Annotated in this window: 21 protein-coding genes and 1 pseudogene; 10 read left to right on the top strand and 12 right to left on the bottom strand. The window is 48.6% G+C overall.

Annotation, left to right across the window (positions count from 1 at the left end; translation table 11 throughout):
• The coding region (locus D1641_RS19270) for a helicase C-terminal domain-containing protein (RefSeq protein ID WP_207708641.1) at positions 1-392 on the top strand (392 nt) is incomplete at its 5' end.
• 531 nt (positions 393-923) lie between these two features.
• Here D1641_RS19270 and D1641_RS13700 read toward each other — a convergent pair.
• The gene (locus D1641_RS13700; RefSeq protein ID WP_160666633.1) at positions 924-1871 is read right to left on the bottom strand and encodes a DUF3658 domain-containing protein; all 948 of its coding nucleotides are present in this window, start codon (positions 1869-1871) and stop codon (positions 924-926) included.
• 30 nt (positions 1872-1901) lie between these two features.
• Entirely contained in the window at positions 1902-2507 is a 606-nt protein-coding gene (locus D1641_RS13695) for a hypothetical protein (RefSeq protein ID WP_160666631.1), read from the bottom strand.
• Between the two features lie 197 nt (positions 2508-2704).
• On the opposite strand from D1641_RS13695, the gene D1641_RS13690 reads away from it, so the two are divergent.
• The 5 genes and pseudogenes from D1641_RS13690 to D1641_RS13670 form a co-directional block, all read left to right on the top strand.
• Positions 2705-3688 carry an AAA family ATPase gene (locus tag D1641_RS13690; RefSeq protein ID WP_160666629.1) on the top strand — a complete coding sequence of 328 codons (984 nt, stop codon included), beginning with the start codon at positions 2705-2707 and terminating at the stop codon, positions 3686-3688.
• Positions 3689-4014: 326 nt separating this feature from the next.
• Positions 4015-4998, top strand: coding sequence for a MobV family relaxase (mobV, locus tag D1641_RS13685; protein ID WP_160666627.1), 984 nt, complete (start codon positions 4015-4017; stop codon positions 4996-4998).
• On the top strand, positions 4995-5834 hold the full coding sequence (locus tag D1641_RS13680) for a ParB/RepB/Spo0J family partition protein (RefSeq protein ID WP_160666625.1): 840 nt from the start codon (positions 4995-4997) through the stop codon (positions 5832-5834). Before mobV ends, D1641_RS13680 begins: the two co-directional genes overlap by 4 nt.
• Before the next feature lie 5 nt (positions 5835-5839).
• On the top strand, positions 5840-6007 hold the full coding sequence (locus D1641_RS13675) for a hypothetical protein (protein ID WP_160666623.1): 168 nt from the start codon (positions 5840-5842) through the stop codon (positions 6005-6007).
• Positions 6008-6046: 39 nt separating this feature from the next.
• Positions 6047-6247, top strand: a pseudogene (locus tag D1641_RS13670) (recombinase family protein); the annotation flags it as partial.
• Between the two features lie 63 nt (positions 6248-6310).
• Here the strand turns inward: D1641_RS13670 and D1641_RS13665 are convergent.
• The 8 genes from D1641_RS13665 to D1641_RS13625 all read right to left on the bottom strand — a co-directional run bounded on the left by D1641_RS13665 (position 6311) and on the right by D1641_RS13625 (position 13695).
• Positions 6311-7987 (bottom strand): recombinase family protein, encoded by a 1677-nt coding sequence (locus D1641_RS13665; protein ID WP_002569190.1) that lies wholly within the window; start codon positions 7985-7987, stop codon positions 6311-6313.
• Positions 7988-8087: 100 nt separating this feature from the next.
• Complete coding sequence (locus D1641_RS13660; RefSeq protein ID WP_029676856.1) at positions 8088-8255, bottom strand: transposon-encoded TnpW family protein; 168 nt, start codon at positions 8253-8255, stop codon at positions 8088-8090.
• 476 nt (positions 8256-8731) lie between these two features.
• Positions 8732-8992 carry a helix-turn-helix domain-containing protein gene (locus tag D1641_RS13655; protein ID WP_016289899.1) on the bottom strand — a complete coding sequence of 87 codons (261 nt, stop codon included), beginning with the start codon at positions 8990-8992 and terminating at the stop codon, positions 8732-8734.
• Positions 8973-9413, bottom strand: a complete 441-nt coding sequence (locus D1641_RS13650) for a sigma-70 family RNA polymerase sigma factor (protein WP_160666619.1) — start codon at positions 9411-9413, stop codon at positions 8973-8975. The genes D1641_RS13655 and D1641_RS13650 overlap by 20 nt, the downstream gene beginning before the upstream one ends.
• 497 nt (positions 9414-9910) lie before the next feature.
• Complete coding sequence (locus D1641_RS13640) at positions 9911-11263, bottom strand: hypothetical protein (protein ID WP_160666615.1); 1353 nt, start codon at positions 11261-11263, stop codon at positions 9911-9913.
• A gap of 146 nt (positions 11264-11409) precedes the next feature.
• The gene (locus D1641_RS13635) at positions 11410-12813 is read right to left on the bottom strand and encodes a HAMP domain-containing sensor histidine kinase (protein ID WP_160666613.1); all 1404 of its coding nucleotides are present in this window, start codon (positions 12811-12813) and stop codon (positions 11410-11412) included.
• Entirely contained in the window at positions 12797-13468 is a 672-nt protein-coding gene (locus D1641_RS13630; protein WP_160666611.1) for a response regulator transcription factor, read from the bottom strand. Before D1641_RS13630 ends, D1641_RS13635 begins: the two co-directional genes overlap by 17 nt.
• A gap of 41 nt (positions 13469-13509) precedes the next feature.
• The gene (locus D1641_RS13625) at positions 13510-13695 is read right to left on the bottom strand and encodes a helix-turn-helix domain-containing protein (RefSeq protein ID WP_120479177.1); all 186 of its coding nucleotides are present in this window, start codon (positions 13693-13695) and stop codon (positions 13510-13512) included.
• A gap of 169 nt (positions 13696-13864) precedes the next feature.
• Between D1641_RS13625 and D1641_RS13620 the strand changes: the two genes are divergently transcribed.
• The 4 genes from D1641_RS13620 to D1641_RS13605 all read left to right on the top strand — a co-directional run bounded on the left by D1641_RS13620 (position 13865) and on the right by D1641_RS13605 (position 16438).
• Positions 13865-14218 carry a helix-turn-helix transcriptional regulator gene (locus D1641_RS13620; RefSeq protein ID WP_160666609.1) on the top strand — a complete coding sequence of 118 codons (354 nt, stop codon included), beginning with the start codon at positions 13865-13867 and terminating at the stop codon, positions 14216-14218.
• A 266-nt stretch (positions 14219-14484) separates the two neighbouring features.
• Positions 14485-14814 (top strand): plasmid mobilization relaxosome protein MobC, encoded by a 330-nt coding sequence (mobC, locus tag D1641_RS13615; protein WP_002569185.1) that lies wholly within the window; start codon positions 14485-14487, stop codon positions 14812-14814.
• Complete coding sequence (locus tag D1641_RS13610; protein WP_160666607.1) at positions 14775-16121, top strand: relaxase/mobilization nuclease domain-containing protein; 1347 nt, start codon at positions 14775-14777, stop codon at positions 16119-16121. The genes mobC and D1641_RS13610 overlap by 40 nt, the downstream gene beginning before the upstream one ends.
• A gap of 65 nt (positions 16122-16186) precedes the next feature.
• Positions 16187-16438 carry a helix-turn-helix domain-containing protein gene (locus D1641_RS13605; RefSeq protein ID WP_160666605.1) on the top strand — a complete coding sequence of 84 codons (252 nt, stop codon included), beginning with the start codon at positions 16187-16189 and terminating at the stop codon, positions 16436-16438.
• A 178-nt stretch (positions 16439-16616) separates the two neighbouring features.
• Here D1641_RS13605 and D1641_RS13600 read toward each other — a convergent pair whose 3' ends face one another.
• The gene (locus D1641_RS13600) at positions 16617-16982 is read right to left on the bottom strand and encodes a cysteine-rich VLP domain-containing protein (RefSeq protein ID WP_160666603.1); all 366 of its coding nucleotides are present in this window, start codon (positions 16980-16982) and stop codon (positions 16617-16619) included.
• A complete protein-coding gene (locus D1641_RS13595) occupies positions 16979-17185 on the bottom strand; it encodes a transposon-transfer assisting family protein (protein ID WP_002569181.1) in 207 nt (68 codons plus the stop codon). Before D1641_RS13595 ends, D1641_RS13600 begins: the two co-directional genes overlap by 4 nt.
• Between the last annotated feature and the right edge of the window lie 2 nt (positions 17186-17187).

Raw genomic sequence — 17187 nt, 5'->3', positions numbered from 1 at the left:
TCTCAAGACCTCTCGGGACTATTATCTGCATTCTCCTATTCCCTTGTATATGCGGTGGTACATTTTACGCTTACTTTCAAAACTTATACGATGACCTGTGTGACAAACTGATTGCCAAGGGCATACCGGCTGAAGAAATAGCCTATGTTCATTCGGCTAACACAGAGGCGAGGAAAAAGGAGCTGTTCGGCAAGGTGCGCTCCGGCCAGATACGGGTGCTGATCGGCTCCACGCAAAAGATGGGGGCAGGCACCAACGTACAGCACAAATTGATCGCCCTTCACCATTTGGATTGCCCGTGGAGGCCCAGTGATGATGGACGGACTTTGCGGACACATATCAAAGCGGAGGCACCTGCCAGGGTGTCTCCGCTTTTTCAAGGAAGGATGTAAGAAGTTACTTTGTGTCGTTGGGGTATCTTGATTCAATGCCTGTCCAAGTGGCCGTTACCGTTTACAAAAACACCATCCAGAAATTTTGTAAAAAATCACGGGAAAATAAAAGTTCCGTTTTAGACCTTAAAAGTTGTAGTGGGGCGTTGAGGGATATTCCCTCGACGCTCCTTGACAACTGGACACGCATTCGTCAAGTACATCAGTTCCGATGTGCGAAAGCATGAGCCACAGCAGCAGGGTACGCCATGACCCCCGCCCTATCGGGCCGAGCGAGAATACCCCCTGCAAGTGCCGCTTTGCCCCCGGCACGGCGATGACAGTCGGAATGACAATGGTACTCCCGCCCAGCCACAGCTTCACACAATGGGGACGGCTCTGTCAGAACGGCAGTTGGGGTGAAATTCCCGTGAGGCGGTGCGGCACACCGCCGCTTGACGACTTCCCTTTGCAGGCCGGGGTGTCGGGGACAAATAGGCTTGCGGCCGCATAAAACATCCCCATTTCTCCAACAAATTTTGATTTTCTTTATCAAGCTCTGCGAACTTCATTTCGGTAGAAGCCGTCACCCTTGGACACTGTAATCAGTTCCCCTTGGGTTTCCATAGCTTGAATACGCTTGGCAATCCACCAGTCGCCGATACCCAATTGATACCGCCCCAATACATCACCGATGAGATGAGCCACCCGGAAAATTCCATCAGGGATTTGGGCACGAATGAATGGATCGTAGAAATCCTCCCCTACACTGTGCAAACGGCCATTAACAACAGCACGCAAGGGTGAATTTTCCTCTTGAAGCTGTGACCACTCCATAGCGATAGCTCTGCGGACATTTTTGGGGATTTCTCGTTCAAGAGATAGATACGCTGCCCAGTCTCCCGGAGACAGGTCTCCCCAACTCAAACAGGACTGCACCGTATCATCTCCCAGCGGCATCCACTGGGGCATCTCCAAAGCGGTCACGGGGCAATCACAGTCCCGCAGTTGCCAAAGCACATCATAAAATCCGCACAGGGAGTAAGGCGCATTGCTATACCAAATACGCACAGCCTCGCCATGTTTTCCGCACTCCAAAAGCCGCTCTTTGTCCCGCTGGCGCTGTTCCCAAAGCATATCCCGCTGAGTATGATCGTCCGGGTAGGTATCTGGGAGTGGGAAGTCGCCCCCCAGCCAAGCGGTGAGCAAATCAAACCGGGCCCTCTCCACATCAGGGCCGCTTATGGGGCCGATATCCAATCCAACAGACGGGCATAACACATCCCCAGGATTGCCGCCCACGGGCCGTGCCCGGCGGTTTTCTGCCTCCCATTGGGCCTTGAGCTGGGCCATAGCCTGGTTCTTCTCTTCCTGAGTAGGTTCTCGCTCTCCGTCACCGAAAATAAATCCAATCGGCCCATCGTCCCAACTGGACGGCCCCCAATGCGTGGCCATCTTCAATGTCCCACATTCACTGTCGGAAAAAACTATCTGTAACATGGTTAAAACTCCATTTCAAATCAGAAGTTATCAATCTTTATCATTTTTTCTGTAAGCTTTAATAACTTTAATAATGACAGGCTCGAATTCAAGTAAAGGTTTATCCGACGTGTTTGTTCCGTTAGGGTTCTCTATGCCAGTCACTTCATAATATTCATCGCTGTACTGTATTTTACTGTAATCAAAATCTTTTTGAATTGCCTTGACATATTCAAACGGAGTATCTATCGGTGCCACATCTATCTCTTTGCGAATTGTACTCAAGACACCTTGCACTTCGGGCCGAACGCTCCATTTCTGTTCTTCTGGACTATTAACAAAATCCTCAAACCTTTTCTTGTCCCACCAAATAATCTGTTGCAAAATATTTGTGTTACCAGTGGCGAGTATCAGCCCCAAGAAATCGCAGAAATTACGGGCAATTGGATAGACATTGTAATCGCAGCAAGTTTCTGGGTTGACGCAGAACACCATATCTCCAAAGCCCTTAATAAAGCAGTAGTGTATGCCATTATCCCAACCAATGATTTCCGCTCCAATGGGAGTGCAAAAATACGGTGTTTGTGTTCCAGGCTCCAAACCAATCCAACTACCATCTATCTTCAAGTTCTTGTATTTTGTATAAAGTGGGTTCATTTAGATACCTCCGTAACTCGGGATTTATCGGACAGTTTTATCATCGCCATTATACCAACATTCGCCAGAAATTTCAACATACTTTTGGTTGCAAGGGAAGGATGTAAGAAGTCACATTATATCGTTGCGTACATAGGGCCGGGTAACTCCCAGCCCTATTTTTATGCCATAATCAAACCAATGGAAGGAGCGGTCACATGGCAGAAATCGAAATCACCAAGGCCAGCGAGGTCAAGGTACGGGAGATTGAATGGCTGTGGTATCCCTACATCCCCTTTGGCAAGATAACGGTGGTACAAGGGGACGCCGGGGACGGCAAAAGCACCTTTGTCCTTAACCTCGCCGCAATGTTGAGCCAGGGCCAGCCCATGCCCTTTACGGACGGGCCGGGACAGTCTCCCATCAACATCATCTACCAATCCAGCGAGGACGACGCCGATGATACCATTGTCCCCCGGTTCATCAACGCCGGGGGCGACCCGGAGCGCCTGTTGTTCATCAGCGAGAGGGAGCGGTATCTCTCTTTTTCCGATGAAAGGCTGACACAGGCCGTCAGGCAGACGGGGGCAAGGCTTATCGTCCTTGACCCCCTCTCCGCCTACATCGGGGAGGAAACGGGTATCAACGCCGCCAACGAGGTGCGGCGGCAGTTCCGCCCCCTCATCGAGATCGCCAGGGAGCAGCGGTGCGCCGTCCTCATCGTCCACCACATGAACAAGGCTATCGGTCAAAAGGCCATCAACCGGGCCGTCGGCTCCGTGGATATTGTGGGCGCTGCCCGGAGTGTGCTGCTGGTGGCCCGGACAGACCGGGAACACCCGGACGAGCGTATCATGGCCCAGGTGAAATGCAACGTGGGGCCTACCGGCAGCGCCATTGTCTTTTCAGTGGGTGGGGGCGCTGTCCAGTGGCTTGAGGAAACCGCCAAGACAGCGGATGAAGTGCTGGGCAACGTGTTCGCCAACCTGGGCAGGCCCGACACCCAAATGCGGCAGGCCAAGGAGGTAATAAGTCAGCTTCTCTCGGACGGGCCAAAGCCCCAGCGTGAGGTCATGGAGAAGCTTAGAACGGCGGGCGTTGGGGAGAGTACGGCGAAAAAGGCAAAGCAGCTTTTGGGCGTCCGCTCCGTTAAGGCGGGTGCTGTATGGCTTTGGTCGTTACCTGACGAGGACGGTCTATGACGCCGCCCGGAAGGGAGTCCAGAGGGAAGCCCTCTGGCCCACCACCTTGCTTGCAAGGTGTAGTGGGTTACACAACATTTGCGCCTGCGGCGACGGTTGTGCTGCGAGCCGGGGCGAGCGGCACAGCCACCGCCAGATACCGTTATGCTTTGTGAGCGGGGAGCGAACAAAGCATGGCGGTATCTTTTTGCGGGCGCAAATGTTGTGTACCTGACCCCGCCCGGTCTTGAACACGTCCGTTCCAAATACAGACGGAGGGATGGGAGATACCGCCCGCTTCTACGGGACAATGTGACTTCTTACATCCTTCCTCAAAGGAGGTCGCTATGGCGAATTACGCAATCATGCGGATTGAAAAACGAAAGCTGCCCTCGGTGGGGCGTATCAACAAGCACCATGAACGGCTGAAAGAGGAATACAAGAGCAATCCCGACATTGACCGGGGGCGCACCGGGACGAACTACCACATCATAGCGCCGTCCCTCCCCTATCGGGACGCTGTGCTGGCCCGTATCGAGCAGGCCGGGGCAAGGCGGCGCAAGGACAGCGTGGTGTTGCAGGACTGCTTTGTGGGCGGCACTCCTGACTGGCTGAAAGCAAAGAGCCAGGAGGAACAGAGGGAGTATTTCAGCCACGCCTACCAATTCTTCGAGGACAATTTTGGAAAAGAGAATATCATCTCCGCCGTGGTGCATATGGACGAGGCTACTCCCCATATGCACCTTTGCTTTGTCCCTATCACCGCCAAGGGCCGCTTGTCCTCCAAGGACATTATCGGCGGGCCGCAGGGCCTTGTGAAGTGGCAGGACAGGTTTTACGAGCATATGCGCCAGCGGTATCCAGACCTGTCCCGCGGCTTGCCGCAGAAGCAGACCCGCCGTAAGCACGTCCCGCCCTATATGTTCAAGCTGACGGCGGAGCTATACAAGCACTATGACGAGATATGTCAGGCCATCAACAGCATTGGAGCGTTTAACAACGGCAGAAAAAAAGAAGAAGCCATCGCCCTTCTCGGCAGGTATGCCCCGGAGATGACCCAGCTAAAGGCCCAGGTCGCCAGCACGGACAAGCAGATCGCTGACCTGGAACGGGAGCTTGCCTATGTGACGGAGGGACGGGCCACGGCGTGGCAGGCCAATCAGAACTACAAACAGGAGTTGGAGGAAGCCAACTACAAGCTGTATCAACTGAACCGGGAGCAGAAACGGCTGGCGGAAATCATCTCCCGGATTCCCCCGGAACTGCTGGCGCAGTTGACGAAAAGTGAGCGGGAAGCCCGAAAAATTCAGGAAAGAGGGAATGATAGATGAATATTCAGGAAATCAAGGTATCGGAGTGCATGGCTTTTCAGGACAATCCCTTTCAGGTCAGGGACGATGAGGGCATGGAGCTGCTTGTCCAGAGTATCCGGGAGTTTGGCGTGATGACGCCCATTGTGGTGCGCCCGGTCAAGGAGGGCGGGTATGAGGTCATCAGCGGCCACCGCAGATTACACGCTTGCAGGAGGGCGGGGATCGAGATGATCCCCGCCCTTGTCCGTGATATGGAGCGTGACAGCGCCGTGATCTTCATGGTGGATTCCAACATCCAGCGGGAGGGTCTTTTGCCCTCCGAAAAGGCGTTCGCTTACAAGATGAAGGTGGAAGCCTTGCGGCACCAGGGGAAAAAGTCTGTCCAACCTGGACAGAAGTCGTCACGGGGCGCTGTGGCAGAGAACGCCGGGGAAAGCGAAACCCAGGTGCAGCGGTATATCCGCCTGACCAAGCTGGAAAAGCCCCTCCTGTCCCTGGTGGACGAGGGCAGGATCGCTTTTACCCCCGCCGTGGAGTTGTCCTATCTGACCCAGCAGGAACAGCGGGATTTGCTGGAAACCATTGAGAGCGAGGACGCCACCCCCTCGCTGTCCCAAGCCATCCGTATGCGGAAGCTGAGTGAAGCGGGCCAGCTTGATATGGACGGTATCTTCCACATCATGTCGGAGGTCAAGGGCAATCAGAAGGAGTATATCAAGCTGTCCAGCGATAAGGTTGGGAAGTACCTGAACAAGCTGCGTACTCCCCAGCAGAAAGAGGACTTCATCTTGAAAGCCCTGGCCTTTTACGCCCGCCACCTGGAGCGCCAGCGTTCCAGCCGGGACGGGAGGTGAGCGGCATGGCGAAGCAGACCGCTCCCAAGCGGCAGAAGCCCCGCCTTGTTGTTCAGCGGGTATTCACCGGGGAAAAGAGCATGGAAGATGTTCTTTTCCCCGTTATTTATGAGGATTTACGGCGGCAGCTTGAACGCCGCCGCACCTTGGACAAGGAGGGTGAGGACGGATAAACTGTCCGTAAAGTCTGTTCAACACAAGGAGGTATCACGATGGGAACGAAAAAAGACAGCACCATTTATGATGTGGCGATTTATTGCAGATTGTCACGGGAGGACGTGAAAGAGGACAGTTCCGGGGACGAGAGCGCCAGCATTGGGACGCAAAAAGCCATCCTCACCGAGTATGTCCGTCAAAAGGGCTGGCACCTTGTCCAGACCTATGTGGACGACGGGTATTCTGGAACGAATTTTGTTGAGGTAAGATAACGATACCTTTTTTACAGAGGGTGTTATCTTACCTCTTTTTGATGTATGTTAGATAGCATAACTCTTTACGTCGGCTCCTATCTGTCTGAAATAGGAGATACTTTCGGTAGGCTTGTCGCCTGTATCAACTCTGCCGACAAAGCTATAAAAGATTTCGATTTTGCGGGTGTTCGTTTCCTTATCCAGTTCGTGAATAAGAATACGGTCAATAAATTCATGGACGTTTTCGTAGGTCAGTTCTTCAATCGCTGTGTATCTGCGTACCAGTGCGACAAACCTTTTTACGTCCGCGCTGCGCTCGGTGGCGTTGTCGATTTCCTGTGACAGCTCCGCAATCCTCCGGGTCAGCGTCTTTTTTTCTTCATCATAGCCGGAAGTCAGAAAAGCAAATTGTTCATCTGAAAGTTTTCCTAAAGCGTTGTCCTCGTAGAGCTTGCGGAATAAGATGTTCAGCTCGTTAATACGGTTCTGCGCCTTGTCAAGCTCTTTCCGCTGCTGTGTCAGCGTCTTTTGTACTGCCTTTGCGCTGCACTCGTTGGCGGTTTCGATAAACTCCTGTTCATGCTCTTTCACATAAGACGTTACTCGCTGCAAGTCTGCAAGGACAAGTTCTTTCAATACGCTTTTGCGGATATAATGGGTAGTGCAAAGCATATCATTTCTTGCCCGGTTGCGGTAGTTGCCGCAAGTGTAGGCGTGTTTCCGTTCAAGCGTCCCGGCTCCGCGTACTGCATACATTTTGTAGCCGCAGTCCCCACAAAAGAGCAGCCCGGAAAACAGGTCAATTTCATCAACCTTTGTCGGGCGTTGCCGGGTGGCAATCCGCTTCTGTGCAAGTTCAAAGGTTTCTTCATCAATCAAAGGTTCGTGAGTGTTGGGGAAGAAATACCTTTTTTCCTCCGGGTTCTTTTTCGTCTTTTTCGACTTATAAGATACCTTGTAGGTTTTTCCGGTTATGGTATGCCCTAAATACTCTTTCCTTGTCAGAATGTCGTACAGTGTCTTATCCGGCCAGTTGTACCATGCGTTGAGCTGTGGGCGGGGGTGGCGTTTGCTCCCTGTCCTGCGGTAGCGCAGTTCCCCGACGGTCAGTATTTCGTTGTCCCGTAGCCAGTTCTGGATTTCACACATACGGTCGCCCCGTACATACATTGCAAAAATCTGTTTTACGACGTGTGCCGTTTCCGGGTCGGGTATCAGATGATTGCGGTTATCCGGGTCGATAAGGTAGCCGTAAGGGGCTTCGCCGTTGACGCGCTCGCCTTTCTGTGCCTTTGCCTGTTTGACAGCCCGGATTTTCTTTGAGGTGTCGCGGGCGTAAAACTCGTTGAACCAGTTCCGCAGAGGGGTAAACTCGTTATCTTCCCTCGCTGTGTCTACACCGTCGTTAATGGCAATGTAGCGCACTTCGTATTCGGGGAAAACAATCTCTATCAGTTCGCCGGTTTTCAGATAATTACGTCCCAGACGGGAAAGGTCTTTTGTTATGACGGTTGCCACGTTCCCGGCTTCAACCTCATGCAGCATGGCTTGAAGCCCCTCACGCTCAAAGCTCACGCCGGAAAATCCGTCGTCTACGAAAAAGCGCGTGTTGAAAAAGTGGTGTTCGTCAGCGTACTTTTGTAAAATCAGCTTTTGGTTCTGTATGCTTTCGCTTTCCCCGGCTTGCATATCTTCCTGGCTCAATCTGCAATATAAAGCGGTAATCTTGTCTGTCTGTAACATTTTGTCCTCCTTTCCGACGACAGACAAGCATGGTATTTGTACTGTCTATATTATACCACATACCGCTGCCTGTGTCATGTATAAAATGTGAAGAAACGCCCTATTTCCGGGCGTTTGCGGGGTTCAGCTCCATGTCTTTGCGTATGAGCTTCTTTATCTTTTTATCCAGTGTGTCCGTCGCGTGTTCACTTGCGGACGAACATACAAGGTAAGTAACTTTCCCTATTTTATGCTCCGTTGTGGTAACGGGCGTTTGGTTTTGCGTCAAAGAAAATCCCCCTTTCTTTCGCAAATATAATACAGTCTATGAATAGCAGCAAGTCCACTATTCAATAAAACAAAGGCTTTAATCGGACGGTTATTAGCATAACCTCATGGGAATTTCACCCCGGCATGGTTCTCATGCCGCCCTACCCATTGCCTGCGACGCTCTTAACGCTCGGACTGTGGCTGTAAGGAAGTATCATTGTATATTCTGCGTGTCGTCGCCCGCAAGCCGCTACACTTGCTTTCCGGCGCGGTGTTGGTCGCTCGGCTGTCCGGGTGGGAATACTCCCACCGGGATAGCGTCATGGCGCACCAGCCGTATGGCTCGGCGCAAAAGGAACGTATCCGATTTGCCCTATGCTGCGCCGCTGTTATCTTGCGCCGCTTTCTTTTTCAAGGTTCAAAAATGGCTGTGCTGCCCGCGTCAGCAGCGGAACGGAAAAGGGGGTTAGAGAAAGCGTCCCGCCGCTGCTTCGGTTATTCCTCTGTCCTAAAGGTGAGGACAGCCATCATCAGTTTTGCTTGCAGCCGTTCCCGAATGTCGTGGTCTACGCCGAAATAGACGTTTCCGCGCTCGTCGTACAGCTTCCGCATGGAAAGACGGGCTATGTAGCCGCTGAAATGCTGCAAGACAATCTTCATGGCGTCCGGGTCGCCCTTTGTCGCTGCCACAATGACAGGATAGGGAACAAGGGCATTTTCCGGGTAGCCGGGTTCGTTACCATTCGTCCCATTCATCAGCATTTTCCTCCAGATATTTTCTTAATCTCTCAAAAGAGCTTGTCCGCCTGTACTGTATCGTGCTTCTCGACGTATTGAACAGTTCCGCAATCTCGGTATCGTTCATTCCCTCGAAGTAATACAGCAGTATGGCTTTGCGCTTTTCTTCCGGTAAAGTACGGATTGCTTCAAGAAGCAGCTTTGGCGTGATTTTCTTCCCGGCTTTCTCAAAGACGGTTTCAACAGTTTCCCGTTTGAAATATTCATCAAACGTATGAAGCTGTCGCGCTTCGTCTAAGGTCATGTCGGAAAAGGTGACTTCCCTTGCCTTATGCCTGTGCAGCTCCCTGTGAGCGTCACACGCTTCATTGTGCAGCACCGTATTACAAAACTTCTGAAAAGCACACTGTTTGTAAAACTCCCTGCTGTTAGGTTCCACATTCTCACCTCCTTTCTCGTTGGAAAGTTGGTGGTGCTTCCCCCTTTTCGCGGGGCAATACGGCGGTTTTCAAAAACGCCGAAGATTTTTTGAAATTTTTTCAAAAAATTTTTTGAGCAGCAAAATGCGCCCGTCCGAAAAGCCCGGACAGGCGCATAGGTATTATAAGTAGTATTTAGATGATTAGACAGTTCATATATACAAGCGTAATTTCCCCCGGTGGTGGTCGGGCTTTTTTTAACAAGTCAATGACCGTCGAATTTTGTCGGTACGGTATGTGCTTCATGGCGGCTACCTCCTAAAGCCGCCATACCTTTTATTAAGAGCGTTTGCAGATTGCCAATAGACAAAAAGAAACGGCGGCTTCTCAAAAGCCGCCGTTGAGGAATAGGCGTGTGAAAATACCTCTGCTCTGCGACGGCTTTTTTTCTTTGCCGTCGTCTGGCAGATAATAAAAAGTGTAGATGTTTGTTACCTCAAAAAAGGGTCTGTATCTGTTAATTTCTATATGCCCTTTCGTCCATGCGTTCAAAATGGATTTGGTCTTTGTTGATAGTGATAGTTATATGGTCTGTGGTATATATGGCTGCAATCTCTTCAAGTTTTTTCACTATATCGCTTTCGCTCATTTTCAATGCACTTTCAACGTCCATATCGTCCCAAAATGTTTGTACCGCATTTATCATTTTTTCAATTTGGCGGTCACGTTCACCGACTGTGACTGTTTCTGTTTCTGAAATGCGGTAAGAAAATTGATAGAATAAATTACACCTTGCCACATCAAGGCTCCCACTGGTGATTTTTTCCGGCAGATATTCACCATAGTAAGGATTCAATTCTGTTTTGGTGTAGCTGCCCTGAATCGCTTTGCCATTCTCCATGCCGGATAAAAATACCGTCAACCTCACAAAAGAAAGTTCCTCGGCGGTCAAAGTAACGGAAAAGTCATTGAATTTAGTATCTTCATCAATTCTTTCCATTCTTTCACGATTTTCATTCGCCCACGCCAACAAAGAAGTGTTAAAATCCTTGATTGGCGTATTCTGATAATCGGGCGTTTTCAAAGTGAATAGAGAACGATAATCTTCTTCCGTACCATTGGAATATACGCGGGTTTCCCGTTCGCTGTTTCCTTGCGATTGACCGTTTTCTTTGTCTATGCCCTGTACGGAAGCCGGAAAATATGCGTATTCAATGGAGATTTCAATTTCTTCTGTTTTTAATTGTTCAATCAGATTATCCGTATTGCTTTGAATATCAGCCAATATGGAATTAGTATTCTGCAATTCCGGGGCTGTCTTATCGCCTAATATATCCTGGATACCCTTTATCACATTTAAGCGGGTAGTATTGTATTCCCGAATAGTAAGCGTATCAGCGTCTAAAATAGTTAAGGAAAATGAATATTCCAACCTTGCGCTATCTGCTGAATTAGAAGTCCTCACTTCCTCGCTGAAATTTTGGGTTTCCCATTCATCTCCTGCAAGTGGCAGCACATAAAACAAGAATGAAGCTGTTGTGTCGGTATCTTTCGCCCCGTAGAGGATTTGACTTTTCCAAAACCTTTCCAACAAATCTCCGTATTCTGTTGTATCTGTCAACTTTGCAATATGGCTCCGATAATCTGAAACAGTCATATCCTCATAACCGTCCAATTGCAGAGCCAACAATTTTTGATATTCCTCTTTACTAAAGGAATTGTCCGGCATTTCCCCCGGTTCAGAAGTAGCAATAGGGGAATCGGTGGTTGATACGTTGTTTTGCTCCGGCGAACTACTTCGCTCTGCACACCCTGTAAACACACTCATGGTTAAAAGGGTGGCAAGAATGATTGTTAAATATTTCTTCATAGTAGAAGCTCCTTTCTGTTACCCTTTCCGGGTACAGTTAAAGAATACAGCCCTAACTTGAATCTATTTTGTATTGAATATGTTTTTTATGTGGAGATAGAAAAAGCGGCAAGCTGAAAAAGCTCGCCGCCTTTGAAATATAAGTGCTAAAACTGTACGGAAACGATAACACCTTGAATAGTATTAGCAATTTCAATTTTCGCACCATGCAAATCAAGAATCGTTTTTACAATATATAATCCTAATCCTGTGCCGCCTGTTTGCCTGTTTCTTGACTGGTCTACCCTATAAAATGGTTCAAACAATTTGGAAATAGCTTCGTCGGGAATATATGCGCCTGTATTCTCAATCGTAAGGGTGGTTGTTTCAGTTTCTTTCCATAACTTTATCAATACTTGATTTCCGGCTCCCGAATACGCCGCCGCATTTCCTAAAAGATTATCCAATGCTTTTTGGAGTAGCTGCATATCGCCTAAAATATAAATCTCTGGGGATATGGATTGTTCAACTATCAAATCCTTTTGCATGAATAAATCTTCAAACGATGTAACGCGGTCAATTATGAAATTGCTAAGATTAAGATTGCTTTTTTTGCAAGTATAACCCGGAGTATCTAATCGGGATATTGTTAGAAGCTCTTGTACCATTTTCCCTAAAGTGTCCGTAATTTCCAAAGACTGTGCAAGATACGTTTCCCGGTCTTTATAGCGTCCCACTTGATAGAGCATACCTTGAAGCTGTCCTTTGATAATGGTGATAGGCGTTTTTAATTCATGGGAAGCTGCTGCAAAAAATTCTAACCGTTGTTTTTCAAGCCGCCTTTCCATGTCAATATCAGCTTGTAACTTTTGGTTGGCTTCCTGTAACTCTGAAAGAGCAGCCGCCAGTTTCTTTGACAGGTCATTTAAGCTATGAGAAAGCACCCCTATTTCGTCTGTACGGTTAGTAGGGCATAAACCGCTAAAATCCATATCAGCCATTTGCTTTGATAATTTGCTTATCTTTTTAATTGGCTTTGTCATATACCAAGTATAGAAAAAAGCAGCAATTACAGATACCAATAAAATAGCAACGCTCAATATAGGAAGCGTCTTTTGAAGTGCTAAAACCACTTGACTTTCTTTGTTGGTATTTTTGGTAAGCAATAAAATATATGCTTCTGTGCTGTCCGCAAATGATATTTCATATTCCTCTGTCGTATCTGTGCTTTTATAATCATCAATTTTATTGCCAGTAAATTTATTTAAGTCTGATAAGGCTATTTCATTGCCAGAGTTTTGAAACAGGTGAAAAGCAAATTCATCATCATACTGCTTTGTAAGAATATCATTATACCCTTGAATGAAATATTGCACTTCCTCTTTAGGGATATGAGATAATTCATCTGATAACATATCAGCAAATTCTTTCACTTCCGCTAAATCATGGGAATAAATATATGGGGCAAAGTGGGCTATACACAAATATGTTACAGAGCAACAAGCCACCATAAGTATTGATGTAATCAGAAAAACTTTTACCGACAATTTACTCTTAATCTTCTTTATCAATTCTATATCCCACCCCTCTAATCGTTTCTATGTAGTCAGCAGCACCAAGTTTTTTCCGTAAGTTCTTTATGTGTGTGTCAACAATCCGTTCTTCTCCGAAAAACTCATACTTCCAAAGTGTCTGTAACAGATTTTGCCGCGTTAAAATTCTGCCCTTGTGTATCAGCAGCTCCCGCAGTATTTCAAACTCGCGGGGCGTTAAATCAATGCTTTCTTCCTTTGTATAAACCTTGTACCCCTCTAAATCCAGTGTTAAATCCTTATACGCAAAAGTCTGCGGAATATCATTCTGCTTTGATGAACGGCGTAGGACAGCGGCGATTTTCCGCAACAGTACAGGCATGGAAAACGGCTTTGTGATATAATCGTCTGCTTGCAAGTCCAAGCCTTTAAGCTGGTTCCCCTCGTCGTCTAATGCCGTAAGCATGATAATAGGCACATCTGATTTTTGCCGGATAACTTCGCAAACACCAAAACCGTCAATTTTTGGAAGCATAATATCAAGCAGTATCAAATCAAAGCTCTGTTCGGAAAACTTCGCAAGGGCTTCCACACCGTCAGCCGCCAGTACAACACTATACCCGGCTTCCTGTATAAAGTCATGTAGCAATGCCTGTATAGATAAATCGTCCTCAACAATTAAGATTTTACTCATAGCGCACCTCCTAACCGTAATTGTAACAGGGTAATTTGAATCTATTGTGTAGATTTGAAATTTTTTCGTCTTTTATCGGTCGGTTTCTCCGCGTCCTTTGGTATCAGCCACATACGGCTGAATTTTGCCACGCCGGGTATGCGGTTTTCCTCACATAGCTTTTGTACCCGTCTTTCTGAAATGCCCCATTTCTTCGCTGCTTCCGGGGCAGAAATATACTCTAACATTTTCATTCACCCTTTCTATAAGTTCTATCGCTATAATTATATACGGTTAGCCGAATAAACACAAGGCTTCTTCCGCAAAGAATTATGAATTATTTTGGCTAACTGATAGAACGGTATAGACATATCCAAGAAGAAAGGTGAACAGTAAAATGTAATAGGGTGAATAACTATGGCAAAAAGACCAGTACCGAAATACGACTTCAAGGCTTTTGGGGCAGCGATAAAGGCAGCGCGAACAGGGCGCAAGGAGAGCCGCAAGAAAGTAAGCGACGAAATGTTTATCTCGCCGCGCTACCTTGCGAACATTGAGAACAAGGGGCAGCACCCAAGTTTACAGATATTCTTTGAGCTGATACAGCGTTACCATATATCCGTAGACCAATTCTTGTTAGACACGCCCGCCGCAAAGAACACAAAGCGGCGGCAGCTTGACGCGCTCCTTGACGGTATGAGCGATACAGGCATACGGATTGTGACCGCAACGGCAAAAGAGATTTCCGAAGTCGAAAAAGAGGGCGAATAGGAATGTCCGGCTTAAAACTGAACAGTATTTAGAGAGCGTTGTAATCTTTTTTGAGATTGCAGCGTTTTTCTTTTGCGGAAGTTTGGCAAAATCGCTTTTTCTCCGTAGTAAGGGATAAGAGCCTAAAGGATAAAACATTCGTAGCAAGCATAGGAAGCGGGAACCCACTTCCGTATTTTTCCCTCCCGCGCTGCGGCGCGTCGGTTGAAAATGGCTTGTTGGGAAGTGTCCCAAACCCTCGGAACGGAAAAGAAAGGAGCGAATACATGGACGGACGCAAAAGGACGGTGCAAATCAAATTCAGAGTGACGGAAGCGGAACGGGATTTAATACTGGAAAAAATGAAGCTCGTACCCACCCGGAACATGGCGGCGTATCTGCGGAAGATTGCCATTGACGGTTATATTATTCAGATAGACCACGCCGATATAAAGGCAATGACCGCAGAGATACAGAAAATCGGTGTCAACGTCAACCAGATAGCACGCCGCGTAAACGCGACGGGGAACGCATACCAAGAGGACATAGAGGAAATAAAGGGGGTGCTTGCGGAGATATGGCGGTTACAAAGATTAAGCCTATTAAAAGCACTCTAAGCAAAGCCCTTGACTATATCGAAAACCCGGACAAGACGGACGGAAAAATGCTTGTGTCCTCTTTCGGCTGCTCCTATGAAACGGCAGATATTGAATTTGAATATACCTTGTCCCAAGCACTCCAAAAGGGGAACAATTTAGCCTTTCATCTGATACAATCATTTGAGCCGGGGGAAGTCGATTATCAGAAAGCCCATGAAATCGGAAAGCAGCTTGCCGACGCGGTAACAAAGGGGCAGCATGAATATGTACTCACGACGCATATTGACAAAGGACACGTCCATAACCATATCATTTTCTGCGCTGTTAATTTTGTAGACCACCACAAATACAATTCCAACAAAAGGAGCTATTACGGCATACGGAACATGAGCGACAAGCTGTGCCGGGAAAATGGCTTGTCCGTCGTCGTTCCCGGCAAGGGCAGCAAGGGAAAAAGCTATGCAGAGTACCAGGCAGAAAAGACGGGTACAAGTTGGAAAGGCAAGCTGAAAACCGCCCTTGACGCGCTTATCCCCCAAGTTTCCAGTTTTGAGGAATTGCTAACGCGGTTACAGGCGGCGGGCTATGAGATAAAGCCGGGGAAATATGTGTCATGCCGCGCCCCCGGACAGGAACGCTTCACACGTCTTAAAACCCTCGGCGCAGACTATACAGAGGAAGCCATAAGGGAACGGATAGCGGGCAGACGGGCAAAAGCGGCGAAAGCTCCCAGAGAACAGCGCGGCGTGTCGCTGCTTATCGACATTGAGAACAGTATCAAGGCGGCGCAGAGTAAGGGCTATGAACAGTGGGCGAAAATCCACAATCTGAAACAGGCAGCTAAAACCATGAATTTCTTGACGGAACACAAGATTGAACAGTACGCGGATTTAGTCAGCCGGATTGAGGAAATGTCAGCGGAAAGCGGACAGGCGGCAGACGCATTGAAGAACGCGGAAAAGCGGCTTGCGGACATGGCGGTGCTTATCAAGAATGTTTCCACCTACCAAAAGACAAAGCCCGTCTATGACGCATACCGCAAGGCAAGGAACAGGGAGAAGTACCGCGCCGGACAGGAACAGGCAATTATCCTCCATGAAGCCGCCGCAAGGTCGCTGAAAGCGGCTGGCATTGCAAAGCTCCCGAACCTTGCCGCGCTGCAATCGGAATATGAAGCCCTCCAAGCGCAGAAAGAAGCCCTTTACGCCGATTATGGGAAGCTGAAAAAGAAAGTCCGGGAGTATGATATTATCAAGCAGAACATTGACAGCATTTTACAGGCAGACAGGCAGCCGGAACGGGAAAAGGGAACAGAGCGCGGATAAGGATAGCAAAATCCCCGCCGCTGTGCTATGATAAGGCTATCAAATACAGACAGGAGCGTTGAAGCATGGAAAACCAGAAAATGCCGGAATATGAAACCATACGCGCCGCCGTCGCCGGGGAAAAATGGGCGGTGGAGAAAGTCGTGGAGTGCTACAAGGACGAAATCGACAGGCTATCGACGGTAGCGGTCAGACAGCCGGACGGAAGCACGAAACAGGAAATCAACGAAGATATGCGCCAGTCTATCACAAAGAAGCTGATAGAAGCCCTCCCACAGTTCCCGCTTGAAGAAATGGAAAAGAGAAATGTCAGATAGGCAAAAAAAGAACAGGGCGCGGAAGTCAGTATATGACTTCCGCCGCCCTGTCTTTTTATGGGTGCTGCTTTCGTGAATGTTACGCAGTAGAACGCCATTTTCGGGGGTAAAGGTATAAAGTATCGCCTATCCGATTTTCACGCCCGGAAAGCCCTGTAAATCAAGGGATTTTCCGCACCTACTGCGTAACAGGGGCGCGTCTTTTCCTCATGCGCTCGGCGGCTTGTCTGCGGGTGATACGCTTCCGGCAGACGGGGCAGTATTTGACACTGTTAGAGGTTGACGCAAAGAACGCGCCGCACTCGGTACACTTCTTCTTGTCCCCTGTCTGGTAAAGCTCCGCATAGAGCAGCCTGTCGGCGGGAAGCACCGCAACCCGGAACCACTTGCAGAGAAGCGAATAGGAAATGAGCTGCGGACATACGCACTCGTCCCCGTCGTCCAGTAAGATACAGTTCCCGTTATCATAGTTGCAGCACGTCCGGCGCACAAGAGCGTTGACTTTCCGGCTCTGGGTCGGCGTCAGCCGCTTAACCCCGTTCATACTTCATCAGCGGCGTAAATGGGAAGCTCCGCAAATTCCGCTTCGGTCAAAGCGTCCACTTTGGAAAGGGTGCGCTTTGCAAGCTCCCGCATATCCGCGTCCATGTAGGGCAGCGCGGCGTTGACATTCTCAATCAAAGCCCGCTTGCCGCCCTCGTTGTAAATGCTCAAAAGGTTTGTTTCTTCAACAGTCAGTCTAATCATGC

This window comes from Colidextribacter sp. OB.20 (assembly GCF_009911595.1).
GTDB lineage: Bacteria > Bacillota > Clostridia > Oscillospirales > Oscillospiraceae > Lawsonibacter.
Note: the sequence above shows the minus strand (reverse complement) of the source record. Positions and strands in the feature narration are given on the sequence as shown.

Excerpts from the sequence above, each read along its gene's own strand:
- D1641_RS13700 (WP_160666633.1), bottom strand. The coding sequence starts at position 1,871 with ATGTTACAGATAGTTTTTTCCGACAGTGAATGTGGGACATTGAAGATG.
- D1641_RS13695 (WP_160666631.1), bottom strand. The coding sequence starts at position 2,507 with ATGAACCCACTTTATACAAAATACAAGAACTTGAAGATAGATGGTAGT.
- D1641_RS13690 (WP_160666629.1), top strand. The coding sequence starts at position 2,705 with ATGGCAGAAATCGAAATCACCAAGGCCAGCGAGGTCAAGGTACGGGAG.
- mobV (WP_160666627.1), top strand. The coding sequence starts at position 4,015 with ATGGCGAATTACGCAATCATGCGGATTGAAAAACGAAAGCTGCCCTCG.
- D1641_RS13680 (WP_160666625.1), top strand. The coding sequence starts at position 4,995 with ATGAATATTCAGGAAATCAAGGTATCGGAGTGCATGGCTTTTCAGGAC.
- D1641_RS13675 (WP_160666623.1), top strand. The coding sequence starts at position 5,840 with ATGGCGAAGCAGACCGCTCCCAAGCGGCAGAAGCCCCGCCTTGTTGTT.
- D1641_RS13665 (WP_002569190.1), bottom strand. The coding sequence starts at position 7,987 with ATGTTACAGACAGACAAGATTACCGCTTTATATTGCAGATTGAGCCAG.
- D1641_RS13655 (WP_016289899.1), bottom strand. The coding sequence starts at position 8,992 with ATGAATGGGACGAATGGTAACGAACCCGGCTACCCGGAAAATGCCCTT.
- D1641_RS13640 (WP_160666615.1), bottom strand. The coding sequence starts at position 11,263 with ATGAAGAAATATTTAACAATCATTCTTGCCACCCTTTTAACCATGAGT.
- D1641_RS13630 (WP_160666611.1), bottom strand. The coding sequence starts at position 13,468 with ATGAGTAAAATCTTAATTGTTGAGGACGATTTATCTATACAGGCATTG.
- D1641_RS13625 (WP_120479177.1), bottom strand. The coding sequence starts at position 13,695 with ATGTTAGAGTATATTTCTGCCCCGGAAGCAGCGAAGAAATGGGGCATT.
- D1641_RS13620 (WP_160666609.1), top strand. The coding sequence starts at position 13,865 with ATGGCAAAAAGACCAGTACCGAAATACGACTTCAAGGCTTTTGGGGCA.
- mobC (WP_002569185.1), top strand. The coding sequence starts at position 14,485 with ATGGACGGACGCAAAAGGACGGTGCAAATCAAATTCAGAGTGACGGAA.
- D1641_RS13610 (WP_160666607.1), top strand. The coding sequence starts at position 14,775 with ATGGCGGTTACAAAGATTAAGCCTATTAAAAGCACTCTAAGCAAAGCC.
- D1641_RS13605 (WP_160666605.1), top strand. The coding sequence starts at position 16,187 with ATGGAAAACCAGAAAATGCCGGAATATGAAACCATACGCGCCGCCGTC.
- D1641_RS13600 (WP_160666603.1), bottom strand. The coding sequence starts at position 16,982 with ATGAACGGGGTTAAGCGGCTGACGCCGACCCAGAGCCGGAAAGTCAAC.
- D1641_RS13595 (WP_002569181.1), bottom strand. The coding sequence starts at position 17,185 with ATGATTAGACTGACTGTTGAAGAAACAAACCTTTTGAGCATTTACAAC.